This window comes from Nocardia sp. NPDC049935 (assembly GCF_055586645.1).
Map to the genome: position 1 here is coordinate 877502 of NZ_JBVJHV010000001.1, position 26011 is coordinate 903512.

General features: G+C 68.1%; 22 protein-coding genes and 1 pseudogene. 11 read left to right on the top strand and 12 right to left on the bottom strand.

The annotated features are described in order from the left end of the window. The first annotated feature begins 5 nt into the window (after positions 1-5). The 3 genes from ACZ6SF_RS04110 to ACZ6SF_RS04120 all read left to right on the top strand — a co-directional run bounded on the left by ACZ6SF_RS04110 (position 6) and on the right by ACZ6SF_RS04120 (position 4595). Positions 6-2018 (top strand): hydantoinase B/oxoprolinase family protein, encoded by a 2013-nt coding sequence (locus tag ACZ6SF_RS04110; RefSeq protein WP_466060502.1) that lies wholly within the window; start codon positions 6-8, stop codon positions 2016-2018. 107 nt (positions 2019-2125) lie between these two features. Then, the gene (locus tag ACZ6SF_RS04115) at positions 2126-3793 is read left to right on the top strand and encodes a purine-cytosine permease family protein (protein WP_466060503.1); all 1668 of its coding nucleotides are present in this window, start codon (positions 2126-2128) and stop codon (positions 3791-3793) included. 205 nt (positions 3794-3998) lie between these two features. Continuing rightward, the gene (locus tag ACZ6SF_RS04120; RefSeq protein WP_466060504.1) at positions 3999-4595 is read left to right on the top strand and encodes a dihydrofolate reductase family protein; all 597 of its coding nucleotides are present in this window, start codon (positions 3999-4001) and stop codon (positions 4593-4595) included. A gap of 13 nt (positions 4596-4608) precedes the next feature. On the opposite strand, the gene ACZ6SF_RS04125 is transcribed toward ACZ6SF_RS04120, so the two are convergent. The 7 genes from ACZ6SF_RS04125 to ACZ6SF_RS04155 all read right to left on the bottom strand — a co-directional run bounded on the left by ACZ6SF_RS04125 (position 4609) and on the right by ACZ6SF_RS04155 (position 11583). Continuing rightward, positions 4609-5382 carry a MerR family transcriptional regulator gene (locus ACZ6SF_RS04125; protein WP_466060505.1) on the bottom strand — a complete coding sequence of 258 codons (774 nt, stop codon included), beginning with the start codon at positions 5380-5382 and terminating at the stop codon, positions 4609-4611. Positions 5383-5449: 67 nt separating this feature from the next. Then, positions 5450-6961: a flavin-containing monooxygenase gene (locus ACZ6SF_RS04130; RefSeq protein WP_466060506.1), complete on the bottom strand. Its 1512-nt coding sequence runs from the start codon at positions 6959-6961 to the stop codon at positions 5450-5452. A 10-nt stretch (positions 6962-6971) separates the two neighbouring features. Then, positions 6972-7895: a ferritin-like domain-containing protein gene (locus ACZ6SF_RS04135; RefSeq protein WP_466060507.1), complete on the bottom strand. Its 924-nt coding sequence runs from the start codon at positions 7893-7895 to the stop codon at positions 6972-6974. A 1-nt stretch (position 7896) separates the two neighbouring features. Further along, the gene (locus tag ACZ6SF_RS04140) at positions 7897-8790 is read right to left on the bottom strand and encodes an SDR family NAD(P)-dependent oxidoreductase (RefSeq protein WP_466060508.1); all 894 of its coding nucleotides are present in this window, start codon (positions 8788-8790) and stop codon (positions 7897-7899) included. 1 nt (position 8791) lies between these two features. Further along, the gene (locus tag ACZ6SF_RS04145) at positions 8792-9775 is read right to left on the bottom strand and encodes an alpha/beta hydrolase (protein WP_466060509.1); all 984 of its coding nucleotides are present in this window, start codon (positions 9773-9775) and stop codon (positions 8792-8794) included. Between the two features lie 109 nt (positions 9776-9884). Further along, positions 9885-10535 (bottom strand): HD domain-containing protein, encoded by a 651-nt coding sequence (locus tag ACZ6SF_RS04150; protein WP_466060510.1) that lies wholly within the window; start codon positions 10533-10535, stop codon positions 9885-9887. A gap of 76 nt (positions 10536-10611) precedes the next feature. Then, on the bottom strand, positions 10612-11583 hold the full coding sequence (locus tag ACZ6SF_RS04155; protein ID WP_466061331.1) for a GlxA family transcriptional regulator: 972 nt from the start codon (positions 11581-11583) through the stop codon (positions 10612-10614). 150 nt (positions 11584-11733) lie between these two features. Here ACZ6SF_RS04155 and ACZ6SF_RS04160 point away from each other — a divergent pair, with 150 nt between their 5' ends. Beyond that, the gene (locus tag ACZ6SF_RS04160; RefSeq protein ID WP_466060511.1) at positions 11734-12528 is read left to right on the top strand and encodes an SDR family NAD(P)-dependent oxidoreductase; all 795 of its coding nucleotides are present in this window, start codon (positions 11734-11736) and stop codon (positions 12526-12528) included. Between the two features lie 51 nt (positions 12529-12579). Here ACZ6SF_RS04160 and ACZ6SF_RS04165 read toward each other — a convergent pair whose 3' ends face one another. Next, on the bottom strand, positions 12580-14694 hold the full coding sequence (locus tag ACZ6SF_RS04165; protein WP_466060512.1) for a neutral/alkaline ceramidase: 2115 nt from the start codon (positions 14692-14694) through the stop codon (positions 12580-12582). Positions 14695-14807: 113 nt separating this feature from the next. Beyond that, the gene (gene dinB, locus ACZ6SF_RS04170) at positions 14808-16094 is read right to left on the bottom strand and encodes a DNA polymerase IV (RefSeq protein WP_466060513.1); all 1287 of its coding nucleotides are present in this window, start codon (positions 16092-16094) and stop codon (positions 14808-14810) included. Between the two features lie 143 nt (positions 16095-16237). Here dinB and ACZ6SF_RS04175 point away from each other — a divergent pair, with 143 nt between their 5' ends. From ACZ6SF_RS04175 to ACZ6SF_RS04200, 6 genes and pseudogenes are all read left to right on the top strand, one after another. Further along, the gene (locus tag ACZ6SF_RS04175) at positions 16238-17134 is read left to right on the top strand and encodes a helix-turn-helix domain-containing protein (RefSeq protein ID WP_466060514.1); all 897 of its coding nucleotides are present in this window, start codon (positions 16238-16240) and stop codon (positions 17132-17134) included. A gap of 163 nt (positions 17135-17297) precedes the next feature. Continuing rightward, positions 17298-17562: pseudogene (locus tag ACZ6SF_RS04180) on the top strand (alcohol dehydrogenase catalytic domain-containing protein); the annotation flags it as partial. A gap of 21 nt (positions 17563-17583) precedes the next feature. Next, entirely contained in the window at positions 17584-18210 is a 627-nt protein-coding gene (locus tag ACZ6SF_RS04185) for a zinc-binding dehydrogenase (RefSeq protein WP_466061332.1), read from the top strand. A gap of 120 nt (positions 18211-18330) precedes the next feature. After that, positions 18331-20055 carry a thiamine pyrophosphate-binding protein gene (locus ACZ6SF_RS04190; RefSeq protein ID WP_466060515.1) on the top strand — a complete coding sequence of 575 codons (1725 nt, stop codon included), beginning with the start codon at positions 18331-18333 and terminating at the stop codon, positions 20053-20055. Positions 20056-20064: 9 nt separating this feature from the next. Further along, the gene (locus tag ACZ6SF_RS04195) at positions 20065-20934 is read left to right on the top strand and encodes an alpha/beta fold hydrolase (RefSeq protein ID WP_466060516.1); all 870 of its coding nucleotides are present in this window, start codon (positions 20065-20067) and stop codon (positions 20932-20934) included. Between the two features lie 65 nt (positions 20935-20999). Then, on the top strand, positions 21000-22547 hold the full coding sequence (locus ACZ6SF_RS04200) for an acyl-CoA synthetase (protein WP_466060517.1): 1548 nt from the start codon (positions 21000-21002) through the stop codon (positions 22545-22547). Positions 22548-22556: 9 nt separating this feature from the next. Here ACZ6SF_RS04200 and ACZ6SF_RS04205 read toward each other — a convergent pair whose 3' ends face one another. After that, positions 22557-23756, bottom strand: a complete 1200-nt coding sequence (locus ACZ6SF_RS04205) for an acyl-CoA dehydrogenase family protein (RefSeq protein ID WP_466060518.1) — start codon at positions 23754-23756, stop codon at positions 22557-22559. Between the two features lie 157 nt (positions 23757-23913). Here ACZ6SF_RS04205 and ACZ6SF_RS04210 point away from each other — a divergent pair, with 157 nt between their 5' ends. Then, positions 23914-24816, top strand: a complete 903-nt coding sequence (locus tag ACZ6SF_RS04210; RefSeq protein WP_466060519.1) for a TetR family transcriptional regulator — start codon at positions 23914-23916, stop codon at positions 24814-24816. Here the strand turns inward: ACZ6SF_RS04210 and ACZ6SF_RS04215 are convergent. Then, positions 24813-25442: a MerR family transcriptional regulator gene (locus ACZ6SF_RS04215; protein WP_466060520.1), complete on the bottom strand. Its 630-nt coding sequence runs from the start codon at positions 25440-25442 to the stop codon at positions 24813-24815. The two genes, ACZ6SF_RS04210 and ACZ6SF_RS04215, sit on opposite strands and share 4 nt — an antisense overlap. A 42-nt stretch (positions 25443-25484) precedes the next feature. Beyond that, positions 25485-25883 (bottom strand): hypothetical protein, encoded by a 399-nt coding sequence (locus ACZ6SF_RS04220; protein ID WP_466060521.1) that lies wholly within the window; start codon positions 25881-25883, stop codon positions 25485-25487. Positions 25884-26011 lie beyond the last annotated feature (128 nt).

A 26011-nucleotide genomic window follows, 5' to 3' on the forward strand; every position in this document is an offset into this window, starting at 1 on the left:
GAACCATGGCTACATCACTGGACCCGGTGACCTTCGAGGTCTTGAAGAACTCCTTCATCAGCACGGTGGATCAGATGGCGGAGCAGATCCTGCGCACCTGCTACTCTTTCGTCATCTATTCGCGTGACTTCTCCTCGGCGCTCTGCGATACCGAGGGCAATACCGTTATGCAGGGCACCGGCGATATCGCCGCGCACGTCGGCACGCTGCATTACACGGCCAAGGCGGTGATCCGGCAGTTCGCCGGCGATATCCATCCCGGCGACGTCTTCGTGATCAACGATGTCTACGAGGGCGGCAGCCATTTCAACGACACCCGTATCATCCGCCCGATCTATTACGAGGGTGAACTTCTCGGCTACGCCCAGGCCAACGGTCACTGGGCCGATGTCGGCGGCGCGACCCCGGGCTCGTTCAATGTGAAAGCGCTCGACCATATGGGTGAAGGGCTGCGCATCCCGCCGACCCGGCTGTGGAGCAAGGACGAATTCCTGGAGGATGTCGCCTATCTCATCGCCAAGAACACCCGGAATCCGCGCGACATCATCGGAGATATGCAGGCCCAGGCGGAGGCCACCCGCGTCGCCGAACGCGAGATCCAGCGTCTCTGCGATAAATACGGTGTCGATACGGTGAAAACCGCGATGGCCGAAGTGCAGGATTACGTCGAGGACCTGACCCGCGCCAAGATCGCGGCTCTCCCCGACGGAGTCTGGTACACCGAGGACTACATCGACCAGGATCCCGCGCTGGGTGAAGGGCTGATCCCGGTGACGATGAAGATGACCATCGACGGCGATACCGTGCACTACGACCTGAGTGATTCCCACGCGTCGATCTCCTCGATGATGAACGCGGGCTTCGGCGGCTCGTTCGCCGGGATCGTGGCCGGTACCAAGATGCAATTCCCGGATATCCCGCTGAATTCCGGTTTCTACCGAGTGGTGACCGCGGATCTCGGCCCGGTGGGTTCGGTGGTGAACGCGGATTGGCCGTCGCCGTGCGCCGGCTTCTGCTCCGGGCCGTTCGAGAAGATCATGAGCTCGGTATTCGAGATCTGGTCCGATATTCTGCCCGACCGGGCGATGGCCTGCACCTTCAATCTGGAATATCTATTGGTCGGCGGCCGGGACGAAAGGGAAAGCGGCAAACCCAATTTCATGTGGTACGACTGGATGATGGGCGGCTGGGGCGCCCGCAACGGCGCCGACGGCTATAACGCCTCGGCGGCCGTATTCGGCGTCCAGTACGGCACCCAGCCGTTCGAGGGGCAGGAACGTCTGGCCCCGGTGCTCACCTCCCGCCACGACCTCGTCCCGGATTCGGGCGGGCCGGGGAAGTTCCGCGGTGGCCTCGGCGCGGAGAAGGGCGGCAAGTTGTGGGCGAGCAACAATACGGTGATGTCGTACTGCTGTGATCGTGAGCGCTCGGTCACCTGGGGGCTCTGGGGTGGGCTGCCGTCGATTCCGCACGGTGTGTGGCTGAACAAGGGCACCGAATCCGAAGAGTATCTGGGGTCCATCTTCGCGGCGGTGCCGATCAGATCCGGTGACGAGTTCACCCGGCCCTCGGCCGGTGGCGGGGGTCTGGGCGACCCGCTACAGCGCGAGGTGAGCGCCGTTCTCGAGGATGTGATCGACGGTTACGTCACCCTCGAACGGGCCGAGAAGGACTACGGCGTCGTGATCAGGGAAGTCGATCCGGAGATCTTCGAATACGCCGTGGACGCCGCGGCCACCGAGAAGGCGCGCGCCTATATCCGCGACAACCGCCACGCCTGGATGGACCGTGATCCCCGCGAGGTCGCCGGTGAGTACCGCTCCGGGCTGATCAACGAAATGGACTGCGTACGGCAGTACGGCGTGATCCTGGACTGGGGCAGCGGCGAGGTCCTGGAGAACACGACCGGTCAGTTCCGGCGAATGCTGCAGCGGCGCACCGTTGTCCACTGGACCGACGATCCGGCGGTCGCGTATGTCAAGGGCACGCTGACCGTGTCGGAGGCCGCGGCCGTCTAGGCGCGCGGCGCGGGTGTGCGGGGACGGCGTGGTCTCCGCACACCCGCGCGGGCTCCGGGCTCGTTCCGGAGCGGAACCCAGAGCTCTTCACGAATGGGAGTACACCCATGTCACACTCCGCGGAGGCGGTCGCGACCGCCGTTCCCGAACTCGTCCTCTCCTCTTCCGACGACCCGAAAGTCCTGGAAAAAGCTGCGGCGGAGGACTATTCGATGCATATCGTCCCGTTGTCCTGGCGCAGCACCCGCCTGTCGGTGTCCATGGCCTGGTTCGGGCTGATGAGCGCAATGTTCTGGGTGGTGGTGGGCAGTACCGTCACCCTCACCGTGGGGACCGTCGACACCCTCGTCGGGATCGCCCTCTCGGCCGTGAGCTACGGGGCGATCAACTCGATCGTCGCGCGCTACGCGGCCCGGACCGGCACCAGTGTGTCGCTGTTCTCGCGCGCGCTGTTCGGCCGGGCGGGGTCGGCTTTCGCCGCCGCCCTGTTCGGCGTGACCATCACCTACTACGTGGTCGCCGAAGGCGCGATCGTGGCCAGTGCGCTGCACGCCTACCTGCCCGCCCTGCCGATGGCGGTGTGCTGTCTGATCGTGGTCGTCTACCAGGCGCCACTGGCGATGCGCGGTATCGCCACCTGGCTGGACAAGATCAACGGTGTGCTGCTCCCGCTGTACCTGCTGGGCCTGGTCGGCGCGGTGGTGTGGGCGATCGTCCGCTACGGATACAGTAACGACTGGCTCACCTACGAACCCGCCGGCGCCGCCGATGTCGGCGTACCGGGCTGGTGGTTCGCCTACACGGTGTACATGGGTGTCTGGGTGGTCACCATGATGGCCTGGGACTTCGCTCGCTTCGGCCGGCCGCGGGACGCGGTGTTCAACGGCCGGATCACCTTCGGCGCCCCGTTCTATGTGATGACCCTCCTCGTGAACGGCATGGTGGGTATCTTCCTGGCCCACACGATCGATATCGCCGGTGCGCTGAACGAGGAATCGGCGATCCTCGGTGTGGTGTCGATGATGGGGTTCTGGGGCCTGCTGTGGGTGGTCGTCAGTCAGACCCGGGTCAATACCGGCAATTTCTATCTCGCCTCGACGAACCTCCAGAATTTCTTCGCACGCTCGCTCCGGCTCACGCTGCCCCGTGTGTTCTGGCTGGGTGTGGTCGCGGTTGTCGTGTACGTGATGATGCTGACGAATGTGCTCACCTGGATCCTGCAGGCACTGACCTATCAGGGCGTGATCATCGTCGGCTGGGTGGCGATCGCGCTCACCCATATCGCGCTGACCTCACGGCGCGCCGGTGGGCGGGCGGCGGAACCCGAGTTCCGGCCGGGCCGGGTGCCCGCGGTGAATCCGGCCGGTGTTTCGGCGTGGGTGGTGTCCTCGACGGCCGGTATCGCCCTGGTGGCCTTCGGCGGCAGCGCCGGGTCGGTCTGGGCGCCGCCGGTGAGTTGTGCCCTGGCCGCAGTGATCTACGGTGTCGCGGTACGGTTCCCGGTGCCGTCGTGGTTCACCCTGGACCGGCCGTTCGACCCGCGTGCCGAGGTCGGCGATCCGTGGGAGAGCCGGGTACGGTGCCACTGCTGTGGTGACTCCTATATCGCCTACGAGATGGACCGTGACCCCTCGGCCGGGCATCAGGCGATCTGCCTGGCGTGCGCGGCCGGTAGCCCCGGTTTCCTGTCGGCGGCGGACGCGGAGGCGGCCGCGTACCGGCGCTCGGCGGTGACCGCCCCGGTATCGGAGGCAGGTGTGACGGCTGCCGGATGATCGGCGGGCCGAGCGGGCGGGTTCTCCGCCGGCCCGCCCGGCCCCATCCGGTCGGTTCTCCGCCGGACTCGCCGGATCGCGGGCGGGGCCGGCGGCGTGCGGGGAAAGAAGATATCGCCGATCCCGCGCGATGAGTCCGGGGGTCCACTGCCGTCTGAAGTAGCGGTGCCGCCGCCGGGGCGGTCACAAGGGTGAGGAGCGGGGCATGAGCAAGGTCGTATGCGATATCTCGATTTCGGCGGACGGCTATTCGGCCGGACTCGACCAGACCGAGGAACGACCCTTCGGGGACGCCGACGAGACGATTCTGCATTCCTGGATGTTCGATACGCCGGAGGAGAACCGCGCCGAGATCGCGGCGATCACCCGTGCCAAGGCGTTCATCATGGGCCGCAACATGTTCGGTCCGATCCGCGGTGAATGGAGTGGTGACTGGACGGGCTGGTGGGGTCCGCGTCCGCCCTACGAGGCCCCCGTCTTCGTACTCACGCACTACGAGCGCGATTCCGTGGTGATGGAGGGCGGCACCACGTTCCATTTCGTCACCGGCGGTCTCGGCGCCGCGCTGGAGCGGGCGCACGGCGTACCGGGGGACGGCAATATCGCCGTGGCGGGGGGTGCCACGACGGTCAACCAATTCCTGGCCGCGGGGCTTCTCGACGAATTACGCCTGCACATCACCCCGTGCACCCTCGGCGCCGGAACCCGTATCTTCGACGGCGTCCCACCGCTGCGGCTCGAGCAGGTGTCGTCCCGGTCGGCCACGAAGGTCACCCACGTGACCTACCGGCCCGTCCGCTGACCGGGCCCGGGCGTCAGGAGCCGCGACCGGCTCCGCCCGCGCGGCGTTCGCGATCGCGTTCGGCCGCGGTGGCGAGATAGTCGCCGAGTTCGCGGCGCAGGGTGGTATCCAGCGATCGGGCCAGACTGGTGTGCACGGCCGCGACCCCGAGTTCACGCATGGTGTTCAGCATGCGGGTCGTCGCCGCGATCTCGTCGTTGGAATCGGGGAGCCACCCCGGGCCGTGCTGGTCGACGATATGTTTCTTCGCCGCGTTGATGAGCAGGCTGCTGATCCCGTCGATCCGGGTCGCGACCTCGGCGTACACCGAGATCAGGGTGCCCAGCTCCACACCGTATTCGTGGAGTTCGGTGAACGAGGTGAGTAGCTGGGTATCGGTGATCACCACCGTTTCGCCGTCCATCCGGACCAGGCCCATCCGGCTCAGCTGTGCCACCAGTTCCTCGGCCTGCTCGCCGAGAATGGTGTCCAGCAACTCGCGGGGGACCTCGAAGGTCTCCTCCTCCGACCAGTTGGCCGTCACCGCGTGCTGCAACCCCAGTACCTCGGTGAGGTCCTTACCGGTTTCCCAGCTGGTGATGAAATCGGCGATATGGGCGGTGGTGAAACCGCGCTGCAGCAGCGCGTCGATGAGCCGGAGCCGCTCGAGGTGGGAATCGTCGTAGAGGATGGCCCGGCCCTCCCGGCCCGCGGGCGGCGGCAGTAGTCCGCGCTCCTGATAGGCGCGGACATTGCGGGCGGTGGTGCCCGCCGCACGTGCGAGGTCGTCGATGCGGTACCTCGGCATTGGCTCGCATACCTCCCTCGCCCGCCTGCCGGCGATCGTCCCGGTCCGGGAAACCGAGTGTATCCGCCTACGACACGGCCACGGCCCGCGACCGTAGTGCCGGTTCGGCCGTTTCCACCGTGTAATCGTCGAGGTCCACCTCGCGCAGTTGATTGCGGTACTGCGTGGCGAAGCCGGGGTACATGGTGGCGTTGAAACCGTCCTCGGTGAGGTACCAGCTGCGGCACCCCGAATTCCAGGTGGTGCCGGCGAGCCGGCGCTGGATGGCCGCGTTGTAGCGATCCTGCCGGTCGCGCCGGACATCCAGCATCCGCAGATCCCGATCCAGGATGATGCCGATCGCCCGGACCAGGTAGTCGATCTGGGACTCCATGTACACCAGCGCCGAATTGTGCCCGGGTCCCGAATTCGGGCCGAAGGTGAGGAAGAGGTTCGGGTATCCGGACACCGCGACGCTCTTGTACGCGAACGCGCCGCGCCGCCATTCCTCGGCCAGTACCCGGCCGTCGCGGCCGGTGACCGGAATCGGGGAGCCGGTCTTGGAGACCTCGAACCCGGTGGCGAAGACGATGCAGTCGGCGCGGTGCTCGATGCCCTCGGCGGTGCGGATACCGTCCGGGGCGATGCGGGCGATCGGCCAGGTGATCAGCTTGCAGTTGTCGCGCTGCAGCGCCGGGTAGTAGTCGTCGGTCATCAGCAGTCGTTTACAGCCCGCCCGGAAATCCGGGGTGAGCTGGCGGCGCAGCCACGGGTCTTTCACCTGGCGGCGCAGCTGGGCCCGCCCGGCCAATTCGACCACCCGGGTCAGCGGCGTATTCCACACCACGCCCAGCGCCACCGATTCGTGGCCGTAGTACCAAGCCTGGCGGGCCAGTGTTTCGGCGCCGGGCACGTGCCGGTAGATTCCGCGGGTCAGCGCGCCGGTGTGCCGGTTCACCCGGGGCAGCACCCAGCCTGGGGTGCGCTGGAAAACCTTCACCGACCCGGCCCGCGCCACGAGTTCCGGGATGATCTGCACCGCGCTGGCTCCGGTGCCGATCACGGCGACCTTCTTACCGGTGAAATCGTAGTCGTGGTCCCAGCGGGCGCTGTGGATCGTATGGCCGGTGAACGTATCGATCCCGGGAATGTTCGGATAGCCCGGATTGGCCAGCGGGCCGGAGGCGAGGACCACCGCCCGCGCCCGGACCGGTTCGGTCTCGCCCTCGAAGGAGATATCCCAGTGGCCCGCGGCCTCGTCGAAGGTCATCCCGCTGACGGTGTGCCGGAAACGTATATGCGGTGCGATTCCGGATTTCGCCACCATCGACTCGATATACCCGAGGATTTCACCGCTGCCGGAATAGGTATGCGACCACTCGGGGTTCGGGGCGAAACTGTAGGAGTACAGCCGGGAGGGGATATCGCAGGCGGCGCCGGGATAGGTGTTGTCACGCCAGGTCCCGCCGATCGCGGTATCGCGTTCGAAGATCGCGAAGTCGGTGATGCCGCGCTGTTTCAGCCGGATCGCGGCGCCGATTCCGGCGAATCCGGCGCCGATCACCGCGACATCGAGCGGTGCTGTGCTGGTGGTGGTCATATCGTCCTCGTCACGCGGCGGGGGTGTAGGTGATTTCCTTCGACCAGCTCGGGTCCTTGCGCAGCAGCCGCCGCGGAATCCGGCCGGTGACCTTCACCAGGGTGTCGGCGAGCAGGTGATAGGGGTGCCCGCGGTCGACGACCCAGGTCCCGTGCATTTTGACGATCTGGTACATCGGCAGCCGGCGGGCGAATTCACTGCGCTCGCCGACCTTGCGGTAGCGCTCCAGCGCGGTGTAGAGCTTCTGCTCGTCCACGCCCATCGCGACGATGTTGTCGCGCATCTTGTTGAGCAGCGGAACGTAGCTCAGTACGCCGATGAGGAAGGTCGGTTTCACCCAGCCGCCGACGAGCTCGATGAGCAATTTGCGCATCTCGGCGTGGCCGAGGACGTCCATCACCGCGAAATCGACCGCCAGGTGCCGGGATTCGTCGGCATTGATCCGCCGGAACGCCTCCTGGCAGACCGGATCCTCGATCTCGTCCATGATGAATTTCACGAGCGCGCCGTCGAGCGCGACCTCGAGCATCGGGATCACCGTGCCGAGGAAGGACAGCGACATCTCGTCGGAGTACTTGTCGAGGAAGTCGATCACCAGTTTGACGTTGATATTCGGCTGGGGGATCTCGTCGCCGTCGAGCATGCCCCAGCGCCGCATCAGCGCCAGTTCCGCATTGGCGTGCCGCTGTTCCTCGGCGTGGAAATAGCGGTAGATCTCGCGCAGGGTCTCATCGGGCGCCTTCTTGGCCATGGCGGCGAAACCGCGGGCGCCGACGTTCTCGATCCACATCAGATCCGCCATGAACGGCTTGAGCTTGGCGTGCTGTTCGGGCGAGATGGTCTCGGCGCCGGGGGCGTCCCAGTCGATATCGGCCAGCGCCCACTGGCGATCCTTGATCTTGGCGAGCATGTCCTCGAAGTCCATGGTGGGCATATCAGACCCCTGTCCTTTCTCCGGTGGTGCGCGGCGCCGGTTCGTCCTGCGGCAGCAGGCGTTCGAGCAGACCGGCGACGGTGGTGTACTGGCCGGGGAACGCGCGTTTGAGCAGCCAGATCAGCTGGGCGTCCGGCTGCGGGAGTACGTGCAACCGGCCGCGGTCGTGCGCGTCCAGGGTGGTGCGGGCGACCCGCTCCGGGGAGAACCCGGTCCATCGCATGAGGGTGTCGGCGAGCGTGCGCGAACCCGAGGTGATGCGGCCGTCGCGGGCGACGTTGGTGCGCACGAAGGTCGGGCACAGGACGGTCACCGCGATATCGGTGCCGCCGAACTCCGCGGCCAGGGTCTCCGACAGGGCCAGTACCCCGGCCTTGGAGGTGTTGTAGACCGCCATCGAGGGCGCGGCCGCGAACCCGGCGGCCGAGGCCACGTTGATGATCCCGCCGTGCCCGGCCGCCCGCAGGCGCGGCGCGAAGATCTCGCAACCGTGCACCACACCCCACAGGTTGATCCCGAGCGCCCATTCCCAGTCGGCGAAGCCGATCTCACCGACCCGGTGCCCGCCGATCCCGACACCCGCGTTGTTGATCACCAGCGTGACGGGGCCGTCGAACACCGAATCGGCGAAGCGGGCGAGGATCTCCACGTCCTCGCGCCGGGCGACATCGCAGCGGAACGCATGCGCGGCGCCCGGGTGTTCGCGTTCGATCGCGGCCACCGTCTCCGCGGCGCGGACCTCGTCGATATCCGCGCAGACGACCTGCCCGCCCCGCGCCGCCAACTCCAGGGCCAGGGCGCGGCCGATACCGCTGCCGGCCCCGGTGACCACCGCGCGAGCGCGGTGGGTGCGTCCGGAGGTACCGAACGGCAGCAGGTTTCGCAGTCCCGGCATATCAGCTCACTTTCCTCGGAGTATTCGCCGCCAGTGCCGCGCCCAGGAACCCGGCCGCCCGGTCGAGCGCGGCGTCGGCTTCGGGCGCCAGCCGGGGGAGCGCCTGGAAGACGTGCACCTGCCCGGGCCAGATCTCGAGGGTGCAGTCGCCGCCGGCGGCGCGAATCATCCGCTGCAGGTGCCGGGCGTCGGCGCTGAGCATCTCGGCGCCGCCGGCCTGTACGAGGATCGGGGGCAACGCGGTACCGGCCGCGATGCTCAGCCGCAGTCGCGGCGTATCGTCCGGATGCCCGCTGGTGTAGACGCGGGGCAGCCGCCGGGCCGCCGCCGCGGAGATCACCGGATCGCGCCGGTGGCGTTCCTGTTCGGCCGCCAGCGTGAAGGTCAGGTCGATGAGCGGGGAGAACATCGCCACCGCCGCGGGTTGCCCGGCGCCGCGGGCGGCGTTCTCGAGCAGGAGATCGAGTGCGAGGTGCCCGCCCGCGGAGTCCGCCGCGATCACGAGATCGCCCGCGTCGAAGCCCTGATCGAGCAGCAGGCGGAATCCGGCCGCGATATCGTCGGCGGCCGCGGGGAACCGGTGCTCGGGGGCGAGCCGGTAGTCGACGACGAAGACCGGCAGCCCGGTCCGCCGGGACAGGCGGGAGGCCAGGCCTCGGTGGGTGCGGGCCGAGCAGAGTACATAGCCGCTGCCGTGGATGTAGTAGACGGCGCGGTCGCCGAAACGCACGCCCGGGGCGCACACCCATTCGCCGCGCACCCCGGCCTCACGCACCGGACGGACTTCGGTGCCGCGGAGCGGCGGGCCGCCCAGCTCCATGATCGTGGCGATCAGAGTCCGGGCGAACCACACTCCGGGCCGGTTCAGCGGGACGGCGCAATTGAGGGGGCGCAGCCCGTATTCCGCCGCCGTGGCCGCCAGCTGTGAACGCACGGACGGTGCGTCGGGTACCCCGGGAGGCGAGGTCCTCGTCGACCTTGTCATGCGTTCAGAATCATTCAGCAATGTGCCATTTGTCAATGGCAGATTGATCGGAAGTTCACTCCGCTTGTGATTCAGATCACTCAGGGGCCAGTGGTGCCGGGATCGGACATCAGTCGTTCCAGCCGCTCAGGGCGACGAGATCGTCCCAGGTCGGCACCAGTTCCGGATGCCGGAGCCGGACGATCTCCCCGGGCAGCGAGCCGGGTTGCGCTTTCCGCGGGTTCGCCACCGCCTGGTCGACCACCGCACGAGACAGCGCGCGGATCCCGCCGTGCCGCGGATGGACCGCGTGTACCGCGTCCGCGAATCCGTCGGGCAGGGATTCGCTCTCGGGGCCGCCGCCGATATCGAGACCGATCCCGTCCACCGCGATCCAGATCGCGGCCGGGCGGCGGCGCCGATACACCGGCGAACCGCTGAGGCCGCTGCTGTGCGCGGCGATCGCATCCCAGATCACATCGACCCGGTCGTCGGTCACGCCCCGCGCCTCCAGGAACTCGGCCGCGTAATCGGCGCCGTCGACCTCGAACCGCTGATCGCCGTTGGCCACCTCGGCGAGCCCGATATCGTGCAGCGCGCAGATCAGGAACATGATCTCGGCGTCGTAGTCCACCTCCGCGTGCAGGCCGCGCGCCTCCGCCAGCGCGCGGCCGAAGAGAAACGAGCGCACGCTGTGATTGCGTAGTGCGGCGTCGAGTTCGGTTTCGATCAGAGCGTGGGCCGCCTGTGCCAACGGCGTGGACGGGAGAGCGAGGGACATGCGGAACTCCTTGTCGTGGAAGATGATTCGAGTGGAAGGCGAGATCGAGGCCGAGGTCGGGTGCCGGCGGGCGGCGTCAGACCGGACGGCCCGCGCCGGTGGGCGAGCGGAACCGGTCCCGGTAGTCCGAGGGCGCGACCCCGACCCGGCGATGGAACGCGCGACGCAGTGATTCGGCGGTTCCGAACCCGCACCGCCGGGCGACGGTGTCCACCGGCTCGTCGTCGTCGGCAAGCAATCGCTGGGCCGCCTCGATCCGGACCACCTCGACGTAGGCCGCGGGCGGAATACCGAGTTCGGCGGTGAATCGCCGCTGGAAATGACGTGCGCTCAGACCCGAGCGGGCGGCGAGATCGGCGATACCGTGCGGTGCGCCCGGTTCGGTATGGATCGCGGTCACCGCCGTGCGGATCGGATCGGTGGCGGGCTGCGCGTGCCACAGGGAAGCGCTGTACTGGGTCTGCCCGCCGGGGCGGCGCAGGAACAGCACCAGATAGCGGGCCAGGGTGAGTGCGGCCCGGCGGCCCAGATCCTGTTCCACCAGCGCCAGCGCCAGGTCCATCCCCGCGGTGACCCCCGCCGACGACCAGATCCGTCCGTCCTGGACGAATATCGGATCGGAGTCCACGACGACCCGTGGATGCTCGCGGGCCAGCCGGTCCGCGTACGCCCAGTGCGTGGTGGCCCGCCTGCCGTCCAGGGTTCCGGCGGCGGCCAGCAGGAAGGCGCCCGTGCACACCGAGGCCACCCGCCGCGCGTGCGCGGAGGCCGTCGTCAGCCAGGCCATGAGGTGGGTGTCGTGGCAGGCGGTATCGGTACCCGGGCCGCCGGCGACCACCACGGTGTCCACGGTGGCCGGATCGATATCGGCCACCCCGTATTCCGCGTACACGGGTAGGCCGCTGTCGGAGCGGACCGGTCCGGCGTGGGCCGCGAGCACCCGGCAGTCGTACTCCTGGGCGCCCTGGAAGACCTCGTGCGGCCCGACCAGATCGAGGGCCTGGAAATCATCGAAGATCACGAATACGACATCACGCTGCGGCACGATTCCAGCTTCTGCCGTCCGGGCCGATGGCGTCAACGACACATACCCCACAGATCACGCCATCCGGCCGGGGCGGCGAACCCGGAGGGACAGGGTCCCGGGTCCCCGCGTGGCAGCACCGGCCGCGCTCGCACCGTGCGGCACGATGAGGGAATGAACATCGACCTGTCCGGACGGCACGCATTGGTAACCGGTTCCAGCCAGGGAATCGGTCTGGCCATCGCCACCGCGCTGGCGCGCGCCGGTGCGTCGGTGATCGTGAACGGACGCGGTCCCGATAAGACCGACGCGGCCCGGGCGGCGATTCTGGAGTCGGTTCCCGGGGCGTCGGTGCGGGCGGTGGCGGCCGATCTCTCCTCCGCCGTGGGCGCGGCCTCGCTGCGGGAGAAGGTTCCCGAACTGGACATCCTGGTCAACAATCTCGGCATCTTCGAGGCGAAACCGGTGCTCGAGATCGACGACGACGATTGGCGCCGGTACTTCGAGGTCAACGTGCTGTCGGCCATCCGGCTCATCCGGATGTACCTGCCGGAGATGATGGAGCACGGATTCGGCCGGATCATGAATATCGCCAGTGATTCCGCGGTGGTGACGCCGCTCGAGATGGTTCACTACGGAACCACGAAAACCGCGCTGCTCGCGGTCACCCGCGGTTACGCGAAGGCCGCGGCCGGAACGGGTGTCACGGTGAACTCCGTGATGGCGGGTCCGACCCATACCCCCGGTGTCGAGGATTTCGTCCGGGACATGGTGGGTGAGGACCTTCCGTGGGAGCAGGCGCAGCACCGGTTCATGCTCGACCACCGTCCGCATTCGCTGCTGCAGCGCCTCATCGAACCCGAGGAGATCGGCAATATGGTCGTCTACCTCGCCTCGAACCAGGCCTCGGCGACCACGGGTGGCGCCGTCCGTGTGGACGGCGGATACATCGATTCGATCCTGCCCTGAGCGCGAAGGACCGTAGCGGTCCCCGTGGTCCGAGCCGCCCCGGCGACCGCCTCAGACGACCTCGAACTCGGCGCTGACCCCGACGACCGGATACAGGCCGCCGTCGACCGCGAGCCGGTCGGCGTAGTGCACGAAACGGTATCGGCCGGTGTCCGCGGCGGCCGGGATATCCCAGGTGAATGCCGCCACCGATGTGGCGGGTGCGCGTTTGCTCCAATGGAACCGCACTGCCCATTCGCCCTCGTTCGCGACCCGCACCCACTGTCCGCCGTCCAGTCGTTGCACCTCGAGGAAGGTGCCGTTGCGGCGCGGATTGTGCTTGGGATGCGCGGACAGGAACTCGACCTCGGCCCGGGTTCCGCGCCCGTAGGAGGCCGCCGGCTGTACGAGGGTCGCGCCGAAGTCCTGTCCGGGCAGGGCGGTGTCGGGCCCGGGTGCGGGCACGAAGTCGGGTTGCAGGTGCGAGAGGTCTCGCGGGGCGGGCCCGCGCGGCACCGGGGTTCCCGCGGCGAGCGCCGCGGCGAGCCGGGTGAACTCCTGCTGATACGCGGGCAGGGTGTAGCGGCCGAAAAGCGTGGACGCACCCTCGTACTGCTGGGCGTCGTATTCCTCCGGGGTGGTGACGTATTCGTGGTACGCGTTGGCGTAACCCTGCATCAGCACCTGCTCGAGCCCGACCCCCAACGCCGCGGCCACCGCCCGTCGCACCCGCAACCCCGCGACGATGGTGAACTCGCCACCCGCCGCGGCCAGATACAGCTCACCGAGTCGCACGATCTGGATCGGCACCACACTCGGCACCCAGGGCGCCGGCGGCAGCAGGGCGAACGGCACGGCGATCGCCTTGGGCGCCTGGGCATCGGCCAGCCAGGCGGGCGCCCGACGGTGCGGATCACCGCCCAGGGCGTCGAGGAACGGGTTGCGCACACCCTCCGGAATGGGACCGCCCGGTAACCCGGGGCCGTCCTCGACGCTGCCCGCCAGCAGGGAGACGCCCGCCGCCGGCGGCGCGGTGCGGCGCGGTGCGCCGTCCGGGGTGTACCGCCCGTCGACGGCGGTATCGGACAGGTCGATATAGCAGAACACCGAGCCCACCGGGCCGGTCATCGACCGTGCCGCCGCCAGTGCGGTCCGGGACGCGTCGTATTGGCGCTCCCCGAGAATCCGGGTGTTGTCGAATTCGTCGTCGGTGGGCCCCGATCCGGGACGGAGGTTCAGGTTGGGCGACATATCGCCGGCGTTGGTCTGGGCGAAGGCGGCCACGAAATCCGGTGCCCCGTCCAGATATCGGACCCCGTGCTCGGTGTGCTCGCAGGTGAAGGCCGCATAACCCTTGTTGTCCGAGCTGATCAGCCGGTTCTTGTTGGTCATGGAGGTGTTGTGGGTGGCGAACCAGGTGATCTCGCCGGCCCGCCGGCCACCCTTGATGATCGACAGCGTCGTCACGGCCGGATCGATCGCGTCCGGGAAATGCGCGGTGTCCGCGGCGGGGTTGCGATCGAAGGCCACCCGGGAGCGGTTGACGCTCGCGTTGCGCAGTTCGGCGCGGCCCAGCGCCAGCGTCCCCGGACCCAGATCGGCGTCGGCCGCGACGATCGCCTCGACCAGACCGTTCACCTCGGCGTCGTAGACCTGCTGCTGGAAACCGAGGATCGACAGGTTGTAGGCGTAATCGTGGGCGGCGCCGCCGCATACGGCGTGCGAATGCGTAGAGGTGAGCAGGACATTGCGTTCGGTGTAGCGGTCGCCGAACCGGCGCGTCAGTTCCGTCAGGACGCCGCGGTGGACCGACTGGAAGATCATCGCGTTCTCCGCGACGGCGAAGACGATCCGCTCGTCGCCGGTGGCGAAGACGAACGCGCGGGCACGGGGGCGCAGATGGATACCGGCGGTGGTCTGGTCCTGCTGGGAGTAGCCCATCATCCCGCATTCGGCGGCCGGGCCGGTGATATCGGAGATCCCCACGCCGATCGAATACTCGCCCGCGTCCGCCCCCGCCACGGCGGCCGACCGCTCACCGAGCGCGGGGACGGTGGTCGCCAGCGCGCCGAGGGTGAGGGTTCCGGCCGCCGCACCCGCCAGCACGGTTCGGCGGGGTAGCGCCGGGTCCGCGGCGGAGCCCACCGGTTCGGATGCGGAGGCCGGTGATTCGGGGGTTACCACCATCGAGGTTCCTTCCTGCTCGAACTGGCAGCGAACCACACTGTTGAACAAACGTCCAGATCTGGTGGCGGCGGGTCCGCTTCCGGCCGCGGTGTTCCCGGCGGCGCCGCCGCGGATCAGTCCGGGAGCAGCGGTACCGAGAGCCCTTCGCCACGGCCCAATAGTGCGGCGCGGGTGACCGCCGCGGAACCGAAACGACCGCGCAGGGCATCGAGGGTGGTATCCAATTCCGGCCCGGCGCCCCGGTCGAAAGGCAGGGCGAGTTGCCGGGGATCGGCATCCTCCAGATTCGTCAGCGCCAGTCCGATCAGTGTGAGACCCCGTTCCTCGATCATCGGCACCGCCTCCGCCAGCAGCGCGCGGGCAGCCCGCAGGAGCGTCTCCGTATGATCGGTCGGCGCGGCCAGCGTGCGTGATCGGGTGGCCCGGGAGAAATCTCCGAAACGCATGCGGAGCACCACGGTTCGGCAGTTCCGGTCCGCCGCGCGGAGCCTGCGTCCCAACCGGTCCGTGAGACCGTGCACGTACGCCTCGACCTCCTCCGGCGGCCGGGGCCGGCTGCCCAGCGCCCGCTGCGCGCCGATGGACCGGCGTCGTCGGCCGGTTTCCACCCGGCGTGGATCGCGCGCCCAGGACAGCGCGTGCAGATGCCGCGCCGCGGCGGCGCCGACGATCGGGCGCAATCCGGATTCGCCCAGTTCGGCCAATTGCCCGATCCGCTCGATTCCGCGCGCGTGCAGCGCCCGCTCGGTCACCGGCCCGACACCCCACAGCCGGTGCACCGGAAGCGGATGCAGAAATGCCAGCTCGTCCTCGGGCTCCACCCGCCGCAGGCCGTCCGGCTTCGCCACCGCGCTGGCGACCTTGGCCAGGAATTTGGTACCCGCGATCCCCACCGAGATGGGTAACCCGACCTCGCGGCGCACCCGCGCCCGCAGAACACGCGCGATCGCTTCCGGTTCGCCCGCGATCCGCCGCAATCCGGCGACATCGAGGAACGCCTCGTCGATCGAGATCCCCTCCACGATCGGCGTGGTATCGGCGAAGATCTCGAACACCGCCTTGCTGGCCCGGCCGTACTCCGACATCCGGGGCGGCACCACCACCGCGTCCGGGCACAACCGCAGCGCCGCCCCGATGTTCATCGGGGTGCGCACCCCTCGGGCCTTCGCCTCGTAACTGGCCGCGAGCACCACCCCGCCGCCGACCAGAACGGGTTTCCCGCGCAGATCGCACCGGTCGCGCTGCTCCACCGAGGCGTAGAACGAGTCCAGGTCCGCGTGCAGGATCGAGGCGTGATCCCGGGACGCGATCCGCGGGCGGCGGGCGGGGTGGGGGTCCGCGGTGTTCCCGCCGGCCGCACGCTCGCCCCGACCTCGACTTTCGCGACCGGATTCGAACATATGTTCACACTAGCAGTCGTGCTCATCCGGTGGTGCTGTGCGCGGCGATATCGTTTTCCCGGGCTGCGCGCGGCCGGGCGGGACGTGGGATCGCCCCGTGGATCGCGTGACCGGGGTGCCCGATCGGGGTGTATAGATTAGCCATGGGTCGACGCTCGCCGCAGACCGAACGACTTGTCGAAATGATCGAATATCTCGCCGAGACGCCGGATCGCGACTATCACCTGACCGACCTCGCGCGCATGGTCGGCCTGGACAAATCGACCTGCTACCCGATGCTGAGCGAACTCACGCGCGTGGGATGGCTGGTCAAGGATCGTGTCAAGAAAACCTACCGGCTCGGGCCCCGGTTGATTTCGATCGGTTCGGCGGCTCGAATCTCCGTACGCATCGCCGATGTTGCCCGTACGGGAATGGAGAATCTCAGTCGCGAGACCGGTGGAATGGTGTGCCTGATCCTCACGTCATCCGATGCGCTGGTGATCGGTGAGGTCATCCGGCCCGCCGCCCTCGCGGGACTCGATCTCCCTTTGAAGGCGGGTGATCATCTCGAGTTCACGCCCCCTCTCGGTTCGGTTCTGGCGGCTTTCGCCGATCTCTATGCCCTCGACAAATGGGTCAAGAAGATCGACCGGCCGGCGGAGGAGCTCGATGCGGTCCGGCGGACCCTGCATGTGGTCCGGAAACGACGGTTCGCGGTCGAGTTGCTACCCCGCTCGCCGGGAGATTTGCAGCAGACCGCTCTCGGTGCGCTTGCACAGGCATACGGAACTCGGCGCGCGGACCGGATAGCGACCAGCCAGGCGCCGCACCTCCCGCCCGGTCTGCTTCTGGGGGAGATAGACCCGACCGGGAGCTACGCCCCCATGGCCGTGAGCGCGGCCTCCTTCGACCAGGCAGGGAAGGCCGTCTGTGCCCTCTCGGTGCTGGACGGAGCGGAACGCCTGCTCAGCGGTCGCGAGTTGATAGACCTCGGGGAGCGGGTGGTGCGGACGGCCGACGAGGTGACCGAACAGCTGGATGGGGTCGTGCCGAGCTGATACAGCTGCGCGCCGTTGTTTGCACTATGCCAATCGTTGCGATCGGCCGGTCACCGACATTAGCGTGACGGCATTCACAGTCTCCTGAGAGTGTGACCGAACCGGCGAGTGGACGGATGGCCCGATGAAAGCCCTGCAAATGGAGCAACCCGGGATCGTCGCAATGGTCGACACGGATGAGCCCAGCGCGCAGCCGGGCGAAGTGCTCGTTCGCGTGCACGCTGTCGGCGTCTGCGGTTCGGACACCCATGGAGTCAGCGTCGGCTATTACCTTCCCCCATGTGACCATCGGTCACGAATTCGCGGGAGTCACCGAAAACGGTCAGCGGGTCGCGGTCAACCCACAGGTAGCGTGTAAATCCTGTCCTGCGTGTGTGAACGGCGTGAGCCATTTGTGTTCGGCGAACGGCATAATCGGAGTCAGCCGCCACGGAGCCATTGCCGAAGTGGTGGCCGTTCCGGAAGACAGGCTTGTCGTACTCCCCGAACACTGCTCGTGGACCGCAGCGGCGATGGCCGAGGTCGCGGCAACAACGCTGCACGCGTTCGATCGAGGGGGTGGGGCCGCCGGAAAGCGGGTCGCGATCATCGGGGCCGGTCCCATCGGGATCACGGCAGCCATGTGCGCCCGCGACGGCGGAGCCGCGGAAATCGTGGTGACCGATATCTCCGAGCGACGGCGTGAATTGGTGCGGAGTCTCGGGTCGGCGCGGGTCGAGGAGACGCTGGACGAGGGGTACTTCGATCTCACCATCGACGCGGCGGGAGTACAGGCCAGTCAAGCACTCTCCGTCACGGCGCTGAAACCGGGCGGGACGGCCGTATGGGTCGGTGTCCACGACGCGGATATCGCGCTCCGCGGCGGGACCTATGTACTTGTCGTCGGTGAGCGTAGTGTCCACGGTTCCTTCGCCTACACCGACGAAGAGTTCCGGACCGCACTATCGCAATGCGCCGATTGGGATTTCAGCTGGGTGTCGACCTTTCCGCTCGAGGAGGCCGGAGATGTGTTCACCGATCTGTGCTCGGGCGGTTCGGAAGTGGTCAAGGCGCACTTCGTGCCCGCGAGGCCCTGAAAGACCCCGGTTCAACACTTGTGAAATCGAATTCGATGGATGCGGTTCACGATATCCAGGAAATGCTGTGTGCCCGGATATGTGATTCGTATGCCGACCATCCCTATCCAGGAGAAACAGGTGGCGCAAACAACTGGCGGGCAACTCGCCGCTCGAACACTCGCCGCATTCGGGGTCCAGAATCTATTCGGGGTGCACGGCGGTCATCTCGACTCGTTTCTGATCGAGTGCGACCGGATCGGGATGCGGATAGTCGATCACCGGCACGAGGCGGCTGCCGGAAATGCTGCCGAGGGCTACTCCCGTGCAACAGGCGGTATGGGCGTTGTCTTCGCGACATCGGGGCCGGGGTTCGCCAATGTGTTCTCCTCCCTCTGCAACGCTGCGGCGGATCGGATTCCGCTGCTGGTCATCACGAGTTCGCCGCCACTGCGCGAGACGGAACTCAACGTCTTGCAGGACGGTCTCGATCAGGTCGCTGTCGCCAAAGCGGCGTCGTGCAAGTGGGCGCACCGCGCAACCACGGTCGGCCGCATCCCCGACCTGGTCGCCCTCGCGATCCGGCACGCGACGACGGGTGTCCCGGGGCCGGTGGTGCTCGACATTCCCATCGACATCATGTTCAAAGCGATCGACGATCGGCTCGCCGCGAACCCCTCTCTCACGCTCGCCGATCGCCCGGCGCCGTCGCCGGCCACTGTCGATCGAATCGTCGAGGTCCTGGCCGGGGCGCAACGCCCGGTAATCCTCACCGGCGGCGGCGCGTCGATGAGCGTGGGATTTCGCCCCGCGCTCGAATCTCTGCTGGAGGAACTCAGGATTCCGGTGTACGGAGTTTCGTGGGGTCTGGGCACACTCGATCCGGAGCATCCGTGCTGGGGTGGGAACAGCGCCGACCTCTCGGCTCTGCAATTCATGGTCCGGCCACCCGACGTCGTGCTGCTGCTCGGCGCTCGGCGGGGCCCGATGACGGGATCGCGAACCGCATCGATGATTCCGGCCGAGGCAACGGTCATCCAGGTGGATCTCGACGGTACCCAGCCGGGCAGGATCGGCGAGGTCGCCGTATCGGTCGTCGCGGACGTGACACAGACGATCAGGGCCCTGTCCGACCGGGCCGGCGAGCTCCCCGGGTGGACCGAGTGGACGAAATCCGCGCGTGCGGCGGTCGACGCACACGCTCTCCTCTACGCTGATGCGCCCGCCGAAAGTCCTGCCGGTTTGCACCCGTACTGGGCGACGAAGGCGATTGTCGACGCGCTCTCCCCGGAAACCATCGTTATCTTCGACGGCGGCGAGGCCGCGGCGTGGACGAGTTTCTTCGCCCGCGCGGCATCGCCCCGATCGTGGTTCGGTCTGGGGGCACTCGGTGGCCTGGGCGTGGGTCAGGGCATGGCTATCGGGGCGCAGGTCGCGCAACCGGACAGGCCGGTCGTCGTGATCACCGGTGACGGCGGAGTCGGATTCCATCTACAGGAGTTCGACACCATGGTGAGACACGAATTGCCTATTACGACGATTGTCATGAACAACGCGAGCTGGGCGATGTCGGTACACGGCCAGTCGGCGTTGTTCGGTCCGGAGACCGCTGTCGCCGTGGACCTTCCCGGCAGCCGCTACGACAGAATCGCGATGTCCTTCGGCTGCGGGGGCGAACGTGTCGAATCGATCGGCGAGGTCGGTGCCGCGGTCGAGCGCGCACAGGCCGCGGGACGCCCGTACTGCATCGACGTCCGGGTCTCGGCCGAACCGGTCCACCCGATGATGGCCGATATCGCCGGCGAACTGGATGCCGGATGGACCCGGGTTCCTTACTACGAGGCCATCCCGAACGGAGAGGTGTAGGGAGTGGACGTGAACATCGAGTTTCGGCTTCGGCCGGGGAAAGTCGACCTGGGAGGTCTCGGATTCGATACCTTGACCACCGCCGCGGTCGCCGATGCGCACAGCGACAACGACCCTGTGCTGTTGTTGCACGGCTTCCCGCAGAGCAAAGCATCGTGGATACCGGCCCTGGGTGTCCTGAGCGCCGAAAATGTGCCGGCGGTGGCGTTCGATCAACGTGGATATTCGGCGCGAGCACGCCCCAGTTCACCGGTCGACTACGCGATGGATCACCTGGTGTCCGACGTCCTGGGGATCTGTGATTCGTTCGGATTCGATCGCGTCCATGTCGTCGGGCATGACTGGGGCGCTCTCGTCGCATGGAACGTCGCAGCCCGTTACGCGGATCGCGTCGCGTCGCTCATCGCGGTCTCGGTGCCCCATCCCGCCGCGTTCGAGTGGGCCATCGAGCATGATCCGGACCAGCGGGAACGCTCCTCCTATATGGATTTCCTGCGCAGCGACGACAACGCTGCCGCACTCCTGACCGCTGACGACGCCGCCGCACTGCGGATCGGCTTCGGTGACGCCGTTCCGCCCGAACTCGCCGAGCGGCATCTGAGCGCACTGCGCGAACCCAACGCGATGGACGCGGCACTGAATTGGTATCGCGCACCCGGGTCGGGTGATCCCGTCGGCCGGGTGGCCTGTCCGACAACGATGATCTGGGGGGACGGCGATATCGCGATCGGTCCCGCGGGCATCGAGCGTTGCCGTGAGTTCGTGACGGGAGAGTACACACTCCAGGTGCTTCCGGGCGTATCCCATTGGGTTCCCGAACAGGACCCTGCCGCGATCGTGTCCGCGATTCGGCATCATCGCGCAGAGTCGTCCCGGTAGCTTCGCCGCCGAGGCGGGAACCGAAACACATCCTCCCCGTTCCGGTTGCCCATAACCTGATCGGTATGAGTCTCGACCCCCGCACGCAGACGATCGACGGTGTGCTGCGCCGCTCGGCGGCCAAGAATCCGGACCGTATCGCGCTGACCTTCGACGGACGTGCCCATACCTATCGCGCCCTCGACGAGGCGGTCACCCGGGCGGCCGCACACCTGATCCGGCTGGGCCTGGCGCACGGCGACCGGGTCGCCGCCTACGGGACGAACTCCGACGCCTATGTGATCGGGTTTCTGGCCTGCGCGCGAGCGGGGCTGGTGCACGTGCCGGTGAACTACGCCCTCCGCGGGGAGGAACTGACCTATCTCGTGGCGCAGTCGGGTGCGCGAGCCGTTCTGGTCGATCCCGCGCTCGCGCCCACGCTCGACGCGGTGCGGGCCGGTCTGCCGGCGGTCGGCCATATCCTGGCGCTGCGGGATGCCGAGGGTTCACTGCTCGGGATCGCCGGGGCGGGTGAGGCGCCGGATACTGCGCCCGGGGCGGTCGCGTCGGATCTTGCGCAGTTGCTGTACACGTCGGGCACCACCTCGAAGCCCAAGGGCGCGATGATGACCCACGAGGCACTGATCTACGAATATGTTTCGGCGGTGATCGCGCTGGACCTGACGGCCGACGACAATCCGCTGGTCGCGATGCCGCTCTATCATTCGGCCGGTATGCATGTGTTCGTGCTGCCCTACCTGTCGGTGGGTGCCACGGTGAACCTGCTGGCCGCGCCCGACGTTCCGGAGATCCTGCGACGCGTGGAGGCCGACCGGATCGGGTCGTTGTTCCTGGCGCCGACGGTCTGGGTGCCCCTGTCCAATCACCCCGACCTCGACCGGCGCGACCTGTCCTCGCTGCGCAAAGCGCAGTACGGCGCCTCGATCATGCCGGTCACGGTGCTGAACCGGTTGCGCGAGCGCTATCCGGATCTCGGTTTCTACAACTGCTTCGGTCAATCCGAGATCGGTCCGCTCGCGACGGTGCTGCGTCCGGAGGAACATGCCGAGAGGCCGGCGTCGTGCGGGCGTCCGGTGTTCTTCGTGGAGAGCCGGGTCGTCGATACCGCCGGCGACGAGGTGGCCGACGGCGAGGCCGGTGAGATCCTCTACCGGTCACCGCAACTGTGCCGGGGCTACTGGGACAACCCGGAGGCCACCGATGCCGCCTTCGACGACGGCTGGTTCCACTCCGGAGATCTGGTGACGCGGGATGCCGAGGGGTTCATCACGGTCGTCGACCGGATCAAGGATGTGATCAACACCGGAGGCATCCTGGTGGCCTCCCGTGAGGTCGAGGATGCGCTCTATACCCACCCGGCGGTCGCGGAGGTCGCGGTGATCGGCACGCCCGACGAGCGATGGATCGAGGCGGTCACCGCGGTGGTCGTGCTGCGTGATGGGCAGGAGGTCACCGCCGAGGCCCTGATCGGTCACGTCAAGGAACTGATCGCACCGTTCAAGGTGCCCAAGCGGGTCCGCTTCGCCGACGCGCTGCCGCGCAACCAGAGCGGCAAACTGCTCAAGCGTGAACTCCGGGATCCGGTTCCCGGCGCGCGCGTCGATCCTGCCTGATCGGGCCGGTCAGCGGGCGGCGCGGCGGGCGGCGCCCACGGTGCGTTTGGCGATGGCCCAGCGGTGCACCTCGGAGGGGCCGTCGTAGATACGGAACGGCCGGACCTCGCGGGAGAGCCGGGCCAGCGGCAGATCGTCGGAGACGCCGAGCCCGCCGCACAGCTGGATGCTACGGTCCACCACCCGGAAGATCGCCTCGGCGGCGAAGGTTTTCGCGATCGAGGTGGCGTTGGCGGCGTGATCGCCGGTGTCGAGTTCCCAGCAGGCGCGCACCAGCAGTGCGCGGGTGGCGGCGATATCGATCTCGTTGTCGGCCACCATCTTCTGGGCCAGGCCCAGGTTGCCGATGGTCGAGCCGAAACCCTCCCGTTCGGCGACGTGGGCGACGGCGACATCATGGGCGCGGCGGCAGGCGCCGAGCCAGCGCATCACATGGGTCATCCGGGCGGGCCCCAACCGGACCTGCGCGTATTCGAATCCGCGGTCGACGGCGCCGAGCACCGCGTCGTCGGGGACGAACATATCCTCGAAGAACACCTCGCAGTGGCCGCCGATCATGGCGCGGTCCAGGGTGTCGATATGGCGGCCGACGCGCAGGCCGGGGGTATCGGCGGGCGCGAGGAACATGGTGGCGCCGCCGCGTTGGCCCGGTTCGCCGGAGGTGCGGGCCATGACGATGAAGAATCCGGCGCCGTCGGCTCCGGTGATGAAGTGTTTGCGGCCGTCGATCCGCCAGCCGCCGTCGGCTTTGGTGGCGCGGGTGGTCAGGGCCGAGGGGTCCGAACCGGCGCCCGGGGCCGGTTCGGTCATCGCGAACGCCGAACGCAGCTCGCCGCGGGCCAGCGGTTCGAGGAATCGTGCCTTCTGATCCGGGTCGGCGATATGGGCGAGCATGTGGACGTTGCCCTCGTCGGGTGCGGCGATATTGAGGGCGGTCGGGCCGAACAGCGAGTATCCGGCCTCCTCGAACACCGGGGCGCGATCCGACATCGACAGGCCGTGCCCGCCGTATTCGACCGGCGCGTGCGGGGCGAAGACACCGGCGGCGCGCGCCCGTTCCTGCATGGTCACGCGGACGGTGTCGCCGCCGGCGACGGTGATATCGCCGCGATGTTCGTCCTCGATCGGCAGCACCGTCTCCCGGACGAAATCGCGGGTGGCCTCCACCAGCTTCGTCACATCGGCGGAGTAGGTCAGATCGATCGGCACGGCAGTCCTCCTGGCATCCGGTGGATCGCCGCGTCGTGACCGAGCGATCGCTCCAAATGAACATTGTCATCGCGGCGGTGGAATGTCAAAGAGGCAGATAGTGACGGTGCAGCTGCGAACAAGACAAATTCGTGAGTGTTCGGATAATCTGAACATCGTGTCCGATCCCGCTGTTTCACCGCCACATGAGGCCCTCCGGGCCGCGCGCCGGATGAGCGGGGTGTCATTGCGTGAGCTGGCGCGCCGGATCGGGGTGAGCCCGGCGACGCTGAGCGCGGTGGAGAACGGCCGGACCCGGTTGTCGGTGGCGCGGCTGGCCGCGGCGGCCGACGCGCTCGGCGTATCCGTGCACGATCTGCTGGGGGAGGTTCCAGGGCGAAGCCGGCCGGGCGCCGCGTCCGAAAGCCGTCCGCCGGAAGACGCCGTGGCCGGATCCGGCCGATTCGCGCCGGAATCATGGCGGGAGTTCGGGCCGCTCGCCGCCGACCCCGTACTCACCGCGGCGGTCGCCTCGTTCGTGGAGATCGGGTATCACGGCACCACCGTGCGCGCGCTGGCCCGCCGGGCCGGGACCAGTGTGCCCGGGCTCTACCACCATTATCGTGACAAACAGGAGGTCCTGGTCCGGATTCTGGACCTCACGATGGACGAGTTGCACTGGCGGGTCCGGGCGGCCCGGGCCGACGGCGGCGATCCGGTGGAACGGGTGCGATCGATCGTGGAGGCACTGGCGCTGTTCCACACCCACCGCCGGGATCTGGGTTTCATCGGCGCCAGCGAGATGCGCAGCCTGCTTCCCGCCGAGCGGGCGCGGATCGCCCGCTCGCGCAGCGAGATCCAGCAGGTGCTCGACGACGAGATCGCCGCCGCCGCCGCGGACGGGCGGATCACCACCGCGCACCCGCGGGCGGCGGGGCGTGCCATCGCCACCCTGTGCACGGGGATATCGCAGTGGTATCGGGCGGGTGGGGCGGCCGGCCCCGAGGAGATCGCGGCCCAGTACGGCCGGTTCGCGCTGGATATGCTGGGTGTACCGCCGGGCGGTGCCCGGGGCCGCTAATCCGCCCGCCCGAACCGCTCCCGCGACACCTCCGCGTGTGCGACCCGTCGCAGCGTCGCCATCAGCGCGTCGCCGAGAACGGTACCGACCACCGCGCCTTCCACCAGGTCTTCGGTGGACGGCGCGGCGGCGAGCGCGTCGATATCCGCCTCGGCCACGCGCTGGGCGGCCTCCGCGTAGACCGGCAGGGCCTCGACCGCCCACTCGTGCCCGGCCACGCGATAGGTGCAGACGGTATCGACCAGGGCCGCGAGCACCGGTGATTCCGGGGGCGGCCGCCAGCCGCGTTCGGCGATCACCGCCGCCACTCGCTCGGCGGCCCATGCGCGATCGGCATCGCCGGCGGCGACCGGTGGTGTGGGGGGCAGGCCGTGCTGGGCGACGCCGAGGACATCGTGGGGTGTGGCGTCCGGCCGGTCGATCGCCGCCAGGACCTCGCGGATACCGGACACCGGGAGTCCGCCGACGTCCATGAGGGCCCGGACCAGGGTGAGGCGCCGGAGGTGGGAGGCGCCGTAACGGGCCTGGTTGGGGCTGGTGAGTTCACCGGGCGGGAGCAGCCCCTCGCGCTGGTAGTACTTGATCGTCGCGATCGGGATCCCGGATTCCCGGCTCAGCTCCGCCATCCGCATACGTTGTGACCTTTCGTTCCGGTGCCCGTCGTCGCATCATGCCGGGCTCGCGGGCGGCGATGCGGGCCGGTGGCGAACCCAGGCGACGGCGAACGCGGCGGTGAAGGCCAGATGTACCACGAGGAAGAGGGCGGCGAGGTCGCGCGCCTGCCCGCTGAGTACACCCCACACATCGTTGAGCGCCACGACGCCGAAGCCGACCACGTTGGCCAGGACGACGGTATTCGCGATCGAGGCGGGTGCCGCGCGCCGCGCCGTCCAGTTCAGTGCCGCGATGCCCAGGAACGGCCCGCCCAGCAGTCGCAGGAGCGCGATCAACTCCGGTGGGGCGTCGTCGGGGACCGCGCCGACGCCGAACTGCGCCGGAACGAGCAGGAGGGCGAGGCCGACGGCGGCGAGGTAGGCCGCGGCGAGGGTCAGCAGTGTTTTCGGCATGGGGATGCGTCCTGAGTCCGGTAGAAGATTATGGATAGTACTTGTATCCATAATGGAAACGTACGCTATCCGAACCGCGGCGTCCAGACTCCGATGACCCGAGAGCGGCCCGCGTGGTCCGGGCGGTG